The organism is Actinoplanes sp. ATCC 53533, assembly GCF_003947245.1.
On record NZ_QHHV01000250.1, the window covers coordinates 1 to 14,087 of the forward strand.

Below are 14,087 nucleotides of genomic sequence, written 5' to 3' on the forward strand. Positions count from 1 at the left end.
AAGGGCATCGCCGAGACGCTGGCCGGAGCAACAATGTTGCTGCTCTCCTCGACGCGAGGCATGCCGCCCGAGGCGACCCTCCGGAAGGCCATGCGTACCTACGTCTGCAACAAGAACCGACGCGACGCCGGACCGCCGCCGCCCGATCTCGCCTCGGCCGTCGCATGGGTGGAGACGAACACGGTCAACCTCATCGATCTCGCCGATGCGTCCCTCGTACGGAAGGTGCTCGACGGCCTGGCGCTGACGCTCGACGGGCGGGCCGCCGCTGCCAGCACCGTTCATCGCAAGCGGGCCGTGTTCAGCGGCGCACTCCGCTACGGGGTCGAGTTGGGCCACTTTACCGGCCACCCGATGGACAACGTCAAGTGGTCAGCGCCCACGGCCGAGGACGAAGAGATCGACCGGCGGGCCGTCGCCAACCAGCAGCAGGCGCGGCGACTCCTCGCCGGGGTCCGCCAGACCACGCCCGAACTGGAGGCCTTCTTCGGCACCCTCTACTTCGCCGGACTGCGGCCCGAGGAAGCCCTGCACCTGACCAATGACGAATATGAGCGTCCCGCAAAAGAGGGTGATTGGGGCTGGCTGCACCTCACCGGGGCGACCGTGGAGATCGGCAACAGTTGGGGCGACACGGACGACACGACCGAGGACCGAGGGCTCAAGCACCGGTCGCGGAAGGCCGTCCGCGACGTTCCCGCATCGCCGCCGCTGTGCGTACTGCTTGACCGGCACATCAAGAAGTGGCCACCGGGGACCAATGGCCGGCTGTTCGTCACCCGACGCGGCCCGGGCGGCATGTACGTGCCCACGGCCGGGCGGCCGGTCACCCGCAACGCGATCTCGACCGCGTGGCGCAAGGCACGCAAGGTCGCGCTGACGCCCGCCGAGTACCGGTCGCCCCTGGCAACCGTGCCTTACCAGCTGCGGCACGCCTGCCTGTCGCTGTGGCTCAGCATGGGGATCTCCCCGGCCCTGGTGGCACGGTGGGCCGGTCACAGCGTCAAGGTCCTGCTCACGGTCTACGCAAGCTGGATCTTCGGGGAGGAGAAGGCCGCCATGGATCGCATCGCCGAGCGATACGAAGAGCTGCCAGAAGGTGACGCCACGGCCGAGTGATCTTGCCCGTCCCCGTGGGCACGCATTGGGCACAGCGACTGAGTCTGAGCCATCCCGAGTGATCACGAGTGAGACTCACGAAGAAGCCCCTCCACCGCTGTTTCAGCAGGTGAGGGGCTTCTTTATGCCTGTGGTGGCGGGTAGAGGATTCGAACCTCTGTAGCTTTCGCGACGGATTTACAGTCCGCTCCCATTGGCCGCTCGGGCAACCCGCCTGGGCATGCCGCTGCGGTCCCCCGCAGCGACGAACAACAGGATAGCCATACCGGCGGCAGGATTCACAACCGGGTACGGTCGGCATGTCGGGGGCCCGTCGCGGCCTTCCGCGGACATCGATACACGGCCCACCCGCAGGAGTCTGATCATGGCAGCCAGTCCGTCGTTCGACATCGTCAGCAAGGTCGACGGTCAGGAGGTGGACAACGCCTTCCATCAGGCGGAGAAGGAGCTCGGCACCCGGTTCGACTTCCGGGGGACCGGCACCGTCATCGCCAAGTCGGGGGAGAACGGCGTCACCATCACCTCCGAGACCGAGGAGCGGGCCGTCGCCGCGCTCGACGTCTACAAGGAGAAGCTGGTCAAGCGGAACATCTCGCTGAAGTCCCTGGAGGCCGAGGACCCTCGGCAGTCCGGGAAGACGTACAAGATCGATTGCAAGGTTGTCGAGGGCATCGAGACCGACAAGGCCAAGGCGATCAGCAAGAAGATCCGCGACGAGGGTCCCAAGGGCGTGCAGGCGCAGATCCAGGGCGACCAGCTGCGCGTCACCGGCAAGAAGCGGGACGATCTGCAGGCCGTCATCGCCCTGCTCAAGGCCGAGGACTTCGGCGTCGCGCTGCAGTTCACAAACTACCGGTAAGCGGCCCGGCGGCGGCGCAGACTGAGGGCCATGAACCTTGGTACGGCGACGCTGCTGATCGGCGGCGCGATCGGCCTGGCCCTGGCCCTGTTCGGGGTGAGAATGCTGGTCACCGGCCGCGCCCCGGCCAGTACGGTGCGGAACTTCCCGGGTGTGCGCGGCGCCGCGCTGTACCACCTGCTCTTCGGTTTGGCCCTGTTGCTGATGGTGGCGGGCCAGACCTTGTTCGGCGGCGCGGCCGGCGCGGCCACGAGCGTGCTGGCCATCGCGCTGGTCGGCATCGCCCTGGTGCGATACCGGCCCCGGCGCCGCAGAGCTCCGGACGACTCAGATAGCTGAGCGACGACCGACACTCAGGCAGCTGAGCGATGACAGATAGCGGAGGAGCGGCAAGTGATCGGTCCGGTGGTCGACCCGGCGTGGGTGCGGGAGCAGGGTGACCGGGTCGTTCTGGCCGATGTCCGCTGGTATCTGGACGGGCGGTCCGGGCGCGCCGCGTACGACTCCGGGCACCTGCCCGGTGCGGTCTTCGTCGATCTGGATCGCTGGCTGGCCCGGCCCGGCTCGCCGGCCGACGGACGGCATCCGCTGCCGGATCCCGGGGTCTTCGCGGCGGGTCTGGCCGCGGCCGGCATCGGCGATGACGACATCGTGATCGGGTACGACGATGCCGGTGGCGTGATCGCCTCCCGGCTGGTCTGGATGCTGCGCGCCACCGGTCACGAGGCGGCGCTGCTCGACGGTGGGCTGGCCGCGTACCCGGGTGAACTGGTCCGCGGTGAGCCGGACCGGCCGCCCGCGGTTTGCACGCCGCGGCCCTGGCCCGCGGATCGGCTGGCCGGCATCGACGATGCGGCCGGCGGCTCGTTCGTGGTCCTCGACGCCCGCGACGGTGAGCGTTTCCGCGGTGAGACCGAGCCGATCGATCCGCGCGCGGGTCATATCCCGGGCGCGCGCAGCCTGCCGTGCCGGGAGAATCTCGGTGCGGACGGCCGTTTCCTGCCGCTGGCCGAGTTGCGTGAGCGCTTCGTCTCCGTCGGGGTGAGCGACGGATCGGATGTCGTCTCCTACTGCGGCTCAGGCGTAACCGCCTGCCACAACCTGCTCGCCCTGGAACATGCCGGTTTCGGCGTGGGCCGGCTCTATCCCGGCTCCTGGTCGCAGTACAGCGCGACCGACCGCCCGGCGGCGACCGGGGACAGCACCGGCGGCTAGTCCGGAGGGCCGGCGAGCCCGCGGGCGGAGGAGGCCTCGTCCGGGCTGAGGCCTTCATATCCGGTGAGCTCGTGCTGGCGGGCCTGGTCCTCGATCCAGCGGTTGTGGGTCTCCCAGGCGGCTTGCTTACTGGTGCCCAGCGCGGCGCCGATCTGATTCCACGACGCACCGCTGCTGCGGGCGGAGCGGACCATCGCCTGCCGGCCGTAGCCGGCCTTGCGGATGACCACCTCGCTGAGGGCCAGCAACTCCAGCGTCTCCTCGCGGGACAGCGCGGGGTTGCCGGCGTCCTGGGCCATCGCGGCGAGGGCATCCCGCATCCTCAACTCGTCGTAGCGCGTTGTGGCGGTGGAGAGGGTGTGCTGTTGCTCCAGTTCGTCGGGAGTAGTCATGTATCGCAGTCTTCCGTCAGGTTTTCTTGACGTCAAGTTGCCCTGACAACTGATCGCGAATTGCGCTCACTTCTCGCGATAAATCAGGCCCAAAGGCCTCAATTTTGTGCGCTGTAATTGCTTGAACACCTCAGCCGTTCAGTCAAGATTTCGGGATGTGCGGCCTCGACCCGCCGTTCGGCGCTGTCTGACGTACTCAGCGTGTGGCACCATCATGGAACCCCACCCCGAACTGACCCTTTCAGTACAGGAGCCATAGATGTCGGCAAAGAAGCTCGGCCGTGTCGCCGCTGGCTTGTTCGTGGCACTCGGCCTGTCGTTCGGTGGGTTGCTCGCAACGAATGTCGTGGGCAGCACCGCCGCCGCCGCCCCCGTCGCAGTGGTCGAGTCCCAGCTCGAGTTCGAATGGCAATGACCGAGGCCTGATCACGGCCGTTTCGCGCGACACCACGTCTGGAGCACACCAACCGGTAGGGGCGTTGGATGGCAGGGCGTCAGTCCCCACCGCGACGATCACCTGAGTACGTCTGGTTGATCACCGGGACTCTGTCCATCATCACGATCATCTTCAGCGTGGTGCTCGCGCTTCGCCATCCCGATTGGTCCGACTACTGGCTGCGGGCCGTGCTCGGGCTGCCGTTCTTCGTCCTGCTCGGCATGGGGTCGCGGTACGTCCAGATCCGCCGGCACGGCGTCGCGCTGGGTCTGATGGAGATTCCGCTCGTCATCGGGTTCTATTTCGCGCCGGCCGTGCTGGTGGTCGCGGTCACCGCGACCGCCATGCTGATCAAAGAGCTGCGGTTGCGAGCCGGGCCCGACAAGCTCGCCTTCAACGTCGCGCGGGCCGGCGCGGGCGTCGCGACCGGTGGCATCGTGCTGGAGATCCTGCCGAAGGTCGAGGGCACCGGCCCCGGGACCTGGCTTGTGCTGGGCGTCGCGACCACCGCCAACACTATCGTCACGCTGCTGGCCATGGTCGCTCTGATGGCGACGCTGCAGGGCATGCAGGCCAGCCTGGAGATGCTGCGGGTCGCCTGGCCGGGGCTGCTCGCCGCCGGGGTCTGCATCGTCATCGGGCTGGTCTTCGTCGTCGCGCTCGACGCCACCTGGTGGTCCGCGTTCCTGCTCTTCGTGCTCGCCGGCGTGCTGAGCCTCGCCTACCGCTCCTACTCGGACTTCCTCCGCCAGCACCGCACCCTCGCCGAGCTCTACGATCTGGCCAACGCGGTGGTCGAGTCGAGCCAGGGTGTGAGCCTGATCGACTCGCTGCTGGTGCGGGCCCGGTCGCTGATGCAGGCGGAGTATGCGACGGTCCGCCTGCCGGCCTCCGGGCGCCATCCCGAGGTCCTGCTGACCTCCAAGGTGGAGGCGCAGGGCTTGCTCGACCTCAGCCGGACGCCGCCGGAGGTGACCCGGCGAGCGACCACCGAACGGCGCAGTGTCGCGGTGGGCGCGCGGCTGGACGCCGACCAGGACCTGCTGCCCGCCCTGCAGCAGGACGGGCTCAAGGACTGCGTCGTGGTGCCGCTGCGGTCCGGGCAGGCGGTGATCGGCACCCTCGAGGTGCTCAACCGGCTCGGCGATCTCAAGCACTTCACCGCCAGCGATGTGCAGGTCGTCGAGACCATCGCCGCGCACGCCGCCGCCGCGGTGGAGAATTCCCGCCTGGTCGAGCGGCTGCGATACGACGCCTACCACGACCGGCTGACCTCGCTGCCGAACCGCCGGCGGATCACTGACGCGCTCACCGAGGCCGTCAAGATCCGGACCTCCGGTGAGGTGGTGGCGGTGATCCTCTTCGACGTCGACGGGCTGCGGGACGTCAACGAGTCGATGGGCCACGCCGCGGGTGACAAGCTGCTCGCCGAGGTCGCCGAGCGGCTGCGCAACATCGCCGGCCCCGGCGCCCTGGTCGGGCGGATCGGCGGTGACGAGTTCGTGGTGACGCTGCGGACGGAGAGCACGGAGGAGACCGTACGGCTGGCCACCGAGATGCGGGAGCAACTGCGCGGCCCGATGGCCGTCGGCACGCTCACCCTGGACGTGGACACCGCCGCCGGCGTCGCCGTGCAGCCGGACCACGGCGACGACCCGGACGCCCTGCTGCGCCGCGCCGAGCTGGCTGCCAACGCGGCCAAGGCGCTGCCGTACGGCGTGCAGCTCTTCCACCCGGCCCTGGAGTCCCGGGCGGTGCGCCGCCTCGGCCTCGCCGCCGATCTGCGCCGCGCGCTCGACTCGGACCAGCTCGAGGTGCACTTCCAGCCGAAGGTGACCATCCAGGACCGGCACCTGATCGGCGTCGAGTGCCTGGCGCGCTGGCAGCACCCCGCGCACGGCGAGGTCTCCCCGGAGGACTTCGTCGCCGTCGCCGAGCACACCGGGCAGCTGCACCGCCTCACCGAGGTGGTGCTGACCGCGGGCCTGCGGCACTGTCGGGAGTGGGCGGACGCCGGCCGGCCGCTCTCCATCGCGGTGAACCTGTCCGCGCGCACCCTGCTGGACCCGCGCTTCCCCGACCAGGTGCACGAGCTGCTCAAGCAATACCGGGTCCCGCCGCACCAGGTGACCTTCGAGATCTCCGAGCCGAACATGCTCGGCGAGATCGAACGGGCCCTGCCGACGCTCTACCGCCTGCGTGACCTCGGCGTCCGGCTCTCGGTCGACGACTTCGGCACCGGCGCCTCGTCGCTGTCCTACCTGCGTCAGCTGCCGGTGCACGAGGTGAAGATCGACGACAGCTTCGTGCAGGGCATGGCGACCGACTCGGGCGATCTGGCCATCGTACGGGCGGTGATCGGCCTGTCCCGTGAGTTCGGCCTCACCGTGGTCGCCGAGGGCGTGGAGAGCGAGCTGACCTTCGACCTGCTGGCCGAGCTCGGCTGTGAGATCGGGCAGGGCTATTTCTTCAGCCGGCCGCTGCCGGTGGAGCGGCTGAACACCTGGCTCAGCGCCCAGACGGAGCCCGAGGAAACCCCGACCGGCGAGGTGCGCCGGCTGCGTGCCGTCGGATGACAACGCGCTGACGTGCGATTTCGCCGCGCCGGGGAGGCGATTTCACCTCGGCTGCGGTGCCGTGTAAGCTTCTGTCTGCGCCTCACGCGAGAGATCGTGCGCGCCCCCTTAGCTCAGTCGGCAGAGCGTCTCCATGGTAAGGAGAAGGTCTACGGTTCGATTCCGTAAGGGGGCTCCAACCGGGTTCGTCCTTCGCCCTCGCCAAGATCGGTGAGGGCGTTCGATCGTGAGCCTGGCGCGGCGGTGTAGCTCAGATGGCAGAGCAAGCGGCTCATAATCGCTGTGTCGCCGGTTCAAGTCCGGCCACCGCTACTCATCCGGGACCCGTCCCGGATGCCGTACGAACCCGGGCATCTGTCCGCCGGTTTTGCGTGCCAGCGTGACTTGCGTCTACGCTGGCATGTCGTATGTGAATCCCGTTAGCAGGAAGGCACCCCGCCGTGGCCAAGGCGACCGACGTCCGTCCCAAGATCACCTTGGCGTGTACGGAGTGCAAGGAGCGGAACTACATCACCCGTAAGAACCGCCGCAACGACCCGGACCGCATCGAGCTGAAGAAGTTCTGCCCCCGGGACGGCAAGCACACCCTGCACCGTGAGACCCGCTGATCTTCTGTAGTGCTGACGTGGCGGTGACCCTGAGGGGTCGCCGCCACGTCTGTTTTACCCGGGCGGCGCCGGGCGGGTAGTTTCGGCTCATGCCCCTGGATCAGTCCTTCTTAGGCCGCAGCTGGCCGGCCACCGCGCCCTATCTCGTGGGCCGCGAGAAGATCCGTGAGTTCGCCGCCGCGATCGGTGCCACCGACGCCGAGTATCACGACCCCGAGGCGGCCCGCGCGGCCGGCTATCCGGACGTGGTGGCGCCGCCCACCTTCCCGGTCGTGGTCACCATGGCGGCCAGCCGGCAGATCATCACCGACCCGGCCCTCGGGCTCGACTACAGCCGGGTGGTGCACGGCGACCAGAAGTTCGCCTACACCCGCCCGGTGGTGGCCGGCGACTCCCTCGTCTGCGTGAACACGGTGGAAGAGGTCACCTCGCGGGGTGGCCACGACTTCCTGACCACCCGCACCGAGGTCACCACCGAGGCCGGCGAGCCCGTCGTCACGGTCTGGTCCAAGCTCGTCCAGCGCGGGGAGGCGTGATCATGGCTGACTCACTGCCCACTCAGACGTTCACCGTCACGCGGGCCGACCTGGTGCGATACTGCGGCGCCTCCGGCGACTTCAACACGATCCACTGGAGCGACCGGATCGCCACGAGCGTCGGCCTGCCCGGCGTGATCGCGCACGGCATGTACACGATGGCCCTGGCCGGCCGGGCCGTCACCGCCTGGGCCGGCGCGCCGGACGCGGTGGTCGAGTTCGGTGTGCGGTTCACCCGTCCGGTGCCGGTGCCGGACACCGACGAGGGCACCGAGGTGGTGATCTCCGGGGTGATCAAGGAGGTCACCGACGACGGCCTGACCAAGCTCGAACTGACCGCGACCTGCAACGGTGACAAGGTGCTGTCGCTGGCGAGGGCCACCATCCGCAAGAGGTAGGCCCGGGTTGGGAATCAAGCGGACCTACCCGTACACTGGTCCGCCGTGGGGTAGTGAACCCTGCCTGTCGTGCTGCGATAGGCAGATGCCCACAAAGGGGTGTAGCTCAATTGGCAGAGCAGCGGTCTCCAAAACCGCAGGCTGCAGGTTCAAGTCCTGTCACCCCTGCGCACCGATCGGCCCAGTAACCGGACCGGCCTAGCGGCCGGTTCGCCCGGCGGCGGGCGGCCGGCTTGACCGACCGCCGCATACGGCGCCGATGCGACATCCCATCGACGACGGAAGAGGGCGGAAGTGGCCGAGAGGAAGCGACCCGGTGACGACGCTGCAGGCGACCGCCCCGAGGACGAGGCCTACACCGACGGCGACGTGCAGGACGACGCTGTCGAGTCGGCCGATGAGTCGGCGAGCCGTGGCGGCGACAAGGCCGAGTCCGGCGGCGTAGCGACCAAGAAGGAAGGCCGGCGCGGTGGCAACCGCATCAGCGGTTTCTTCCGCGAGGTCGTCAGCGAGCTGCGTAAGGTCATCTGGCCGACCCGCAAGGAACTGCTGACCTACACGGGCGTCGTGATCGTGTTCGTCACGGTGGTGACTACTATCGTGGCGCTCCTCGATCTCGGGTTCGGCAAGGCCGTCCTGGCGACGTTCGGCAACTGAAGCTGAGAGTTACGGAGTTGAGCAAGCGTGCCTGAGTACGACGACGAGACCGCCCTGACCGCGGACGAGCAGTCCACGGTCGCGACGGCGGACGATGCCGAGTCGGTCGAGGCCGCCAGCGCAGAGCCAGCCGCCGAGGCGGAAGCCCCGGACGCGGACGAGAACTACGACCCCGTTGCGGAGCTGCGGCAGAAGCTGCGGTATGCCCCGGGTGACTGGTACGTGGTGCACTCGTACGCCGGCTACGAGAACAAGGTCAAGACCAACCTCGAAACCCGGATCACCAGCCTCGACATGGAGGAGTTCATCTTCCAGGTCGAGGTGCCGACCCGCGAAGAGGTCGAGGTCAAGAACGGCAAGCGCCTCCAGGTGCAGAACAAGGTCTTCCCGGGCTACATCCTGGTCCGGATGGATCTCAGCCCCGAGTCGTACTCGTGCGTGCGCAACACGCCCGGTGTGACCGGATTCGTGGGCGCCACCGACCGGGTGGACCGCCCGGCGCCGCTGTCGCTCGACGAGGTGCTCAAGTGGCTGGCCCCGGCCGTCGAGGCCGAGGAGAAGAAGGCCAAGCCCGAGATCCGCGTGCTGGACTTCGAGGTCGGCGACTCGGTCACCGTCACGGACGGCGCCTTCGCGTCGCTGCCGGCCTCGATCAGTGAGATCAACGCCGACCAGCAGAAGCTGAAGGTGCTGGTCTCCATCTTCGGCCGCGAGACGCCGGTGGAGCTCAACTTCAACCAGGTCGCCAAGATCTAAGACGGAAGTCGTGGGAGGGGCGCGAACGGCGCGCCCCGCCATCTACCACAGGAGTAAGAGAGAAATGCAGCGCAGCAAGGCTTATCGCAAGGCAGCCGAGCAGATCGACGTCACCAAGCTCTACGAGCCCGCCGACGCCGTGAAGATCGCCAAGAGTGCCAGCCCGACCAAGTTCGACGCCACCGTCGAGGTCGCCATGCGCCTCGGCGTGGACCCCCGCAAGGCCGACCAGATGGTCCGCGGCGTGGTCAACCTGCCGCACGGCACCGGCAAGGTCTCCCGCGTGATCGTCTTCGCGCAGGGCGCCAAGGCCGAGGAGGCCGTTGCGGCCGGCGCCGACGAGGTCGGCACGGACGAGCTCGTGGCCCGCATCCAGGGCGGCTGGCTCGACTTCGACGCCGCGATCGCGACCCCGGACCAGATGGCCAAGATCGGCCGGATCGCCCGCATCCTCGGCCCCCGCGGCCTGATGCCGAACCCGAAGACGGGCACGGTCACCATGGACGTGACCAAGGCGGTCTCGGACATCAAGGGTGGCAAGATCACCTTCCGGGTGGACAAGCACTCCAACCTGCACCTGATCATCGGCAAGGCTTCGTTCTCCGAGGAGCAGCTGGTGGAAAACTACGGCGCGGTCCTGGACGAGGTGCTGCGGGCCAAGCCGTCCGCGGCCAAGGGCAAGTACCTCCGGAAGGTCACCGTCAGCACCACCATGGGCCCCGGCGTGCCGGTCGACCCGAACATCGTCAAGAACCTGCGCGGCGACCACCCCGACGCCTGACGAACGCGATCCACAGGAAGCCCTCGGGGACGCCCCGGGGGCTTTCTTTGTGCAAAGCTTCCGGCGTGCGATTCGACGAGGTCTGGTTTCGGTACGCACGCCGCGCGGAGTGGACCCTGCGGAGCGTGGCAGCCACCGTCGAGCCCGGCACCACCGTGGTCGTGCTCGGCCGCAACGGCGCCGGCAAGTCGACGCTGCTCCAGCTCGCCGCCGGGGTGCTGCGCCCGAGCCGGGGCGCCGTCCGGGGCAGGCCCCGGATCGTCGGCTGGGTGCCCGAGCGTTTCCCGGCCGACCAGCCCTTCACCGCCGAGCAATATCTGCTGAGGATGGCGGCGCTGCGCGGCCTGCGCGGGACGGCCCAGGTCGAGCACTGGATCGAGCGTCTCGGCCTCGGCGCACACCGGCACATCAGGCTGGCCGACCTGTCCAAGGGCACCGCGCAGAAGGTCGGCCTGGCCCAGGCGCTGCTGGTCGCCCCCGGGCTGCTCGTGCTCGACGAGCCGTGGGAGGGCCTCGACTCCGTCGCCCGCACGCTGATCCCGCGCATCGTCGGCGAGGTCACCGCGGCCGGGGGAGCGGTGCTGGTCAGCGACCACCGCGGCGAGATCGCCGGCCTGCCGGAGGCGATCCGCTGGACGGTCGCCGACAGCGCCGTCCACACCACCACGACTCCGGAAGCAGCCGCGGCGGCGGACGACGTCGTGGTCGAGGTCGTCGCCCGCCGCGCGGAGGCCGACGACACGGTGGCCCGGCTGCGTGCCGACGGTCACCGCGTCCTGGGGGTGCGCCCGCTCGCCGGCGCCGCCGGCGCCGGTGGGGAGGCGGAGAGGTGATCGCCCTGGTCCGGATGCGCCTCGCGGCCTTCGTGCGCGGCGGCCGTGCGCTGGCCCCGGTGATCACCGCCCTGGTCGTGCTCGGCATCATCCACGGCGGCGGTCAGTCGGCCGCCGCCCCGGCATACGCGTATTCCGCCGTGATGCTCTTCCCGGTGCTGGCGTGGCAGACCAAGCTGCTGCTGGACGCGGAGCCGGACGTGCAACGGCGGCTGGCCCGGCTGACCGTCGGCGCCCGCCGCGAGGCGGTGGCCGGGCTGCTGGCCGCGTCAGTGCTGGGCCTGGTCTTCTGCGCCGTCGCGATGCTGGTGCCGTGGTGGCCCTTCCACGCGATCCGCGGCCCGGAGCCGGGCTCGGCCGAGCCCTCCCTGGCCGCCGGCGTCGCGCTCGGCGTCCTGGCCCACCTGCTGGCGATTCCGGCGGCCGTGGCCCTGGGCGCGTTGGCCAGCCGGGCTGTCACCCGCAGTGTGCGCAACGGTGTCGTCGTGCTGGTGACCGGCGCCGTGCTGGCGATCGTGCTCGGCCTCAGCGAGTCGGTGGCGCCGTGGCTGGCGCCTCCGATGATGGCCATGGCGCGGGCGCTGACCGCCGACGAGTTGCCCTCGGCCGGCAGGTTCTGGCTGCTGGCGGGCTGGACGGTGCTCTGGTGCGGTGTCGTGCTCGGCGGCTACGCGAGGTTGCGCCGCAGCCGCGCGTGAGGGCGATTTGGCTCCGGCGGGCGCGCTCGCGTACAGTTTGCCGAGAAGTTCCACCCATAGACCGCTGGTTGCCGCAGTCGCCGTCCCCGGATGGTGATCGTGGTCGAAGGTCCCGCAGCATTCGGGCGGCCCGCGCAGGGGAGAACGGTTCGTGATCATGTCGACGCGGCAACGCGTCCATGTCCCGCCCCGTGCGCCCTGCGCCGGGGCGTTTCTCGTGTTCGGGCCCGTCCAGAAAGACCGGCGGCCCAGCACTGAGAGAGGAGGGACATGGCGGACAAGCCGGTCCGGGCCGACAAGGCCTCTGCCGTCGCCGAGCTCACGGACAGCTTCCGTAACTCGTCGGCCACCCTGTTGACCGAGTACCGCGGCCTCACGGTTTCGGAGATCACCGAGCTGCGGCGCTCGCTCGGCAACGAGACCAAGTACTCCGTGTCGAAGAACACGCTCGCCAAGCGGGCTGCGAACGATGCGGGTATCGAAGGCCTCGACGCGCTGTTCACCGGTCCTACCGCGCTCGCCTTCGTGGGCGGGGACCCGGTCGAGGCGGCCAAGGGCCTTCGTGCCTTCGCCAAGACCCACCCCGTCCTGATCATCAAGGGCGGCGTCTTCGAGGGCAAGGCCATCTCGGCCGAAGAGGTCAGCAAGATCGCCGACCTCGAGTCCCGTGAGGTGCTGCTGGCGAAGCTCGCCGGCGCCATGAAGGGCAACCTGACCAAGGCGGCGGCCACGTTCCAGGCCCCGCTCGCTCAGGTCGCTCGCCTGGCTGCGGCTCTGCAGGACAAGCGCGCACAGGACGGTTCCGCCGAGGCCTGAGCAGGCCCGCGCGGAGTTTGACTTTTCATCCACGGAAACAACGAAAGGTTGCCAACATGGCGAAGCTCAGCACCGACGAGCTGCTTGACGCGTTCAAGGAAATGACGCTGATCGAGCTCTCCGAGTTCGTGAAGCAGTTCGAAGAGGTCTTCGAGGTCACCGCCGCCGCGCCGGTCGCCGTCGCGGGCCCCGCGGCCGCCCCGGCCGAGGTTGAGGCCGAGAAGGACTCCTTCGACGTCGTCCTCGAGGGTGACGGTGGCAAGAAGATCCAGGTCATCAAGGTCGTGCGCGAGCTGACCGGCCTGGGCCTCAAGGAGGCCAAGGACGCCGTCGAGGCCGCCCCCAAGGCGATCCTCGAGGGTGTCAACAAGGAGAAGGCCGAAGCCGCCAAGGCGAAGCTCGAGGGCGAAGGCGCCAAGGTTACTCTTAAGTAATCTAAGCGAGGCGTGTCGGGGGTGCGGGTCCATCCGGATCCGCGCCCCCGATTCTTTGTTTCCAACCGTTAAACCGCAGGTCAGGACGGTACGGGTGGCCGTCGGAAGGCTGACGGACAAATGCCGCCAGCGCCCGCTTTTCGTGCGCTAAAGTCGCTATGCCGCGTCCGGTGAACGATGGCGCGGGACGGACCCGCGGCGCAACCCTTGACTGTGTGTCCGCTGACAGGCACGCTGACATCAGCAAGTTTCCGCGCTTGCGACAGCCGCCCTGTGGGTGTTCCGGCTTAGGCCGGGGTTCTCGCAGACCGGCACCCGAGGGATAGACGCCGCGTTCCGAGCGGCCCCGCACACGCACTGACCATGAAGGCGCAGGTCAGAGGCAGCGGGGATGCGTTCCGCAGGCTCCCTCCGGTGTGGGCTGGACAGCGGTTAGCCGAGCGGCTACACTGCTAGTTTGCGCTGCCTTCTGTCTTGAGCCCTGCAGGGACATCGATCCGGATGATTTCCTGGGGGTTCATTGGAGTGCACGCACACAAGTGACGCAGACAGTTGCATCAGCAGCTCAGCCGCATCAGCAGCACCGGTCCTCGGAAGGACGCATCTTGGCAGCTTCCCGCCCTGCGAAGACCAGTCGTACGTCGAGCGCTTACGCTCCCCGCCGTATCTCGTTCGGCAGGATCACCGAGCAACTCGAGGTCCCCAACCTCCTCGCCCTCCAGACGGAGTCCTTCGACTGGTTGGTCGGGAACGAGGCTTGGCAGACGCGCTCTACGGACGATCCACATGCCCACTCGGGCCTCGCAGAGATCCTCGAAGAGATCAGTCCCATTGAGGACTTCTCCGGCACCATGTCGCTGTCCTTCTCAGCGCCGCGCTTCGACGAGGTCAAAGCCTCGATCGAGGAGTGCAAGGAGAAGGACCTGACCTACTGCGCACCGCTGTTCGTGACCGCGGAGTTCACCAACAACAC

Annotated in this window: 17 protein-coding genes, 4 tRNA genes and 1 pseudogene; 20 read left to right on the forward strand and 2 right to left on the reverse strand. The window is 68.7% G+C overall.

Annotated elements, in window-relative coordinates:
- The coding region (locus tag DMB66_RS51670; RefSeq protein ID WP_125811438.1) for a tyrosine-type recombinase/integrase at positions 1-1,119 on the forward strand (1,119 nt) is incomplete at its 5' end.
- Between the two features lie 131 nt (positions 1,120-1,250).
- Here DMB66_RS51670 and DMB66_RS51675 read toward each other — a convergent pair.
- Positions 1,251-1,334: transfer RNA gene (locus DMB66_RS51675), tRNA-Tyr, on the reverse strand.
- A 149-nt stretch (positions 1,335-1,483) separates the two neighbouring features.
- Between DMB66_RS51675 and DMB66_RS51680 the strand changes: the two genes are divergently transcribed.
- From DMB66_RS51680 to DMB66_RS51690, 3 genes are read left to right on the forward strand one after another with little or no spacing between them, the layout of a single operon-like run.
- A complete protein-coding gene (locus DMB66_RS51680) occupies positions 1,484-1,978 on the forward strand; it encodes a YajQ family cyclic di-GMP-binding protein (RefSeq protein ID WP_125811439.1) in 495 nt (164 codons plus the stop codon).
- A 30-nt stretch (positions 1,979-2,008) separates the two neighbouring features.
- Positions 2,009-2,317: a hypothetical protein gene (locus DMB66_RS51685; protein ID WP_125811440.1), complete on the forward strand. Its 309-nt coding sequence runs from the start codon at positions 2,009-2,011 to the stop codon at positions 2,315-2,317.
- 54 nt (positions 2,318-2,371) lie between these two features.
- Positions 2,372-3,193, forward strand: a complete 822-nt coding sequence (locus DMB66_RS51690) for a sulfurtransferase (RefSeq protein WP_125811441.1) — start codon at positions 2,372-2,374, stop codon at positions 3,191-3,193.
- On the opposite strand, the gene DMB66_RS51695 is transcribed toward DMB66_RS51690, so the two are convergent.
- The gene (locus DMB66_RS51695) at positions 3,190-3,585 is read right to left on the reverse strand and encodes a hypothetical protein (RefSeq protein ID WP_125811442.1); all 396 of its coding nucleotides are present in this window, start codon (positions 3,583-3,585) and stop codon (positions 3,190-3,192) included. The two genes, DMB66_RS51690 and DMB66_RS51695, sit on opposite strands and share 4 nt — an antisense overlap.
- A 259-nt stretch (positions 3,586-3,844) precedes the next feature.
- Between DMB66_RS51695 and DMB66_RS61890 the strand changes: the two genes are divergently transcribed.
- From DMB66_RS61890 to DMB66_RS51770, 16 genes and pseudogenes are all read left to right on the forward strand, one after another.
- The gene (locus DMB66_RS61890; protein ID WP_158647638.1) at positions 3,845-4,000 is read left to right on the forward strand and encodes a hypothetical protein; all 156 of its coding nucleotides are present in this window, start codon (positions 3,845-3,847) and stop codon (positions 3,998-4,000) included.
- 68 nt (positions 4,001-4,068) lie between these two features.
- On the forward strand, positions 4,069-6,597 hold the full coding sequence (locus DMB66_RS51700) for an EAL domain-containing protein (protein WP_125811443.1): 2,529 nt from the start codon (positions 4,069-4,071) through the stop codon (positions 6,595-6,597).
- A gap of 102 nt (positions 6,598-6,699) precedes the next feature.
- A tRNA-Thr gene (locus tag DMB66_RS51705) sits at positions 6,700-6,775 on the forward strand.
- Positions 6,776-6,836: 61 nt separating this feature from the next.
- Positions 6,837-6,909: transfer RNA gene (locus DMB66_RS51710), tRNA-Met, on the forward strand.
- Positions 6,910-7,037: 128 nt separating this feature from the next.
- Positions 7,038-7,205 carry a 50S ribosomal protein L33 gene (gene rpmG / locus DMB66_RS51715; RefSeq protein WP_067495822.1) on the forward strand — a complete coding sequence of 56 codons (168 nt, stop codon included), beginning with the start codon at positions 7,038-7,040 and terminating at the stop codon, positions 7,203-7,205.
- Between the two features lie 89 nt (positions 7,206-7,294).
- Positions 7,295-7,741 carry a MaoC family dehydratase N-terminal domain-containing protein gene (locus DMB66_RS51720; protein WP_125811444.1) on the forward strand — a complete coding sequence of 149 codons (447 nt, stop codon included), beginning with the start codon at positions 7,295-7,297 and terminating at the stop codon, positions 7,739-7,741.
- Positions 7,742-7,743: 2 nt separating this feature from the next.
- The gene (locus DMB66_RS51725; RefSeq protein ID WP_125811445.1) at positions 7,744-8,139 is read left to right on the forward strand and encodes a MaoC/PaaZ C-terminal domain-containing protein; all 396 of its coding nucleotides are present in this window, start codon (positions 7,744-7,746) and stop codon (positions 8,137-8,139) included.
- Positions 8,140-8,234: 95 nt separating this feature from the next.
- Positions 8,235-8,307, forward strand: a tRNA-Trp gene (locus DMB66_RS51730).
- Positions 8,308-8,433: 126 nt separating this feature from the next.
- Complete coding sequence (secE, locus tag DMB66_RS51735) at positions 8,434-8,796, forward strand: preprotein translocase subunit SecE (protein WP_125811446.1); 363 nt, start codon at positions 8,434-8,436, stop codon at positions 8,794-8,796.
- A 27-nt stretch (positions 8,797-8,823) separates the two neighbouring features.
- On the forward strand, positions 8,824-9,552 hold the full coding sequence (nusG, locus tag DMB66_RS51740; RefSeq protein ID WP_125811447.1) for a transcription termination/antitermination protein NusG: 729 nt from the start codon (positions 8,824-8,826) through the stop codon (positions 9,550-9,552).
- A gap of 64 nt (positions 9,553-9,616) precedes the next feature.
- Positions 9,617-10,333, forward strand: a complete 717-nt coding sequence (gene rplA / locus DMB66_RS51745; protein WP_125811448.1) for a 50S ribosomal protein L1 — start codon at positions 9,617-9,619, stop codon at positions 10,331-10,333.
- A 125-nt stretch (positions 10,334-10,458) separates the two neighbouring features.
- Entirely contained in the window at positions 10,459-11,166 is a 708-nt protein-coding gene (locus DMB66_RS51750; protein WP_233625451.1) for an ATP-binding cassette domain-containing protein, read from the forward strand.
- Positions 11,163-11,864, forward strand: coding sequence for a hypothetical protein (locus DMB66_RS51755; protein WP_125811450.1), 702 nt, complete (start codon positions 11,163-11,165; stop codon positions 11,862-11,864). The genes DMB66_RS51750 and DMB66_RS51755 overlap by 4 nt, the downstream gene beginning before the upstream one ends.
- 270 nt (positions 11,865-12,134) lie before the next feature.
- A complete protein-coding gene (rplJ, locus tag DMB66_RS51760; protein ID WP_125811451.1) occupies positions 12,135-12,680 on the forward strand; it encodes a 50S ribosomal protein L10 in 546 nt (181 codons plus the stop codon).
- A 56-nt stretch (positions 12,681-12,736) separates the two neighbouring features.
- The gene (rplL, locus tag DMB66_RS51765; protein ID WP_125811452.1) at positions 12,737-13,114 is read left to right on the forward strand and encodes a 50S ribosomal protein L7/L12; all 378 of its coding nucleotides are present in this window, start codon (positions 12,737-12,739) and stop codon (positions 13,112-13,114) included.
- 605 nt (positions 13,115-13,719) lie between these two features.
- Positions 13,720-14,087 (forward strand): annotated as a pseudogene (locus DMB66_RS51770) (DNA-directed RNA polymerase subunit beta); the annotation flags it as partial.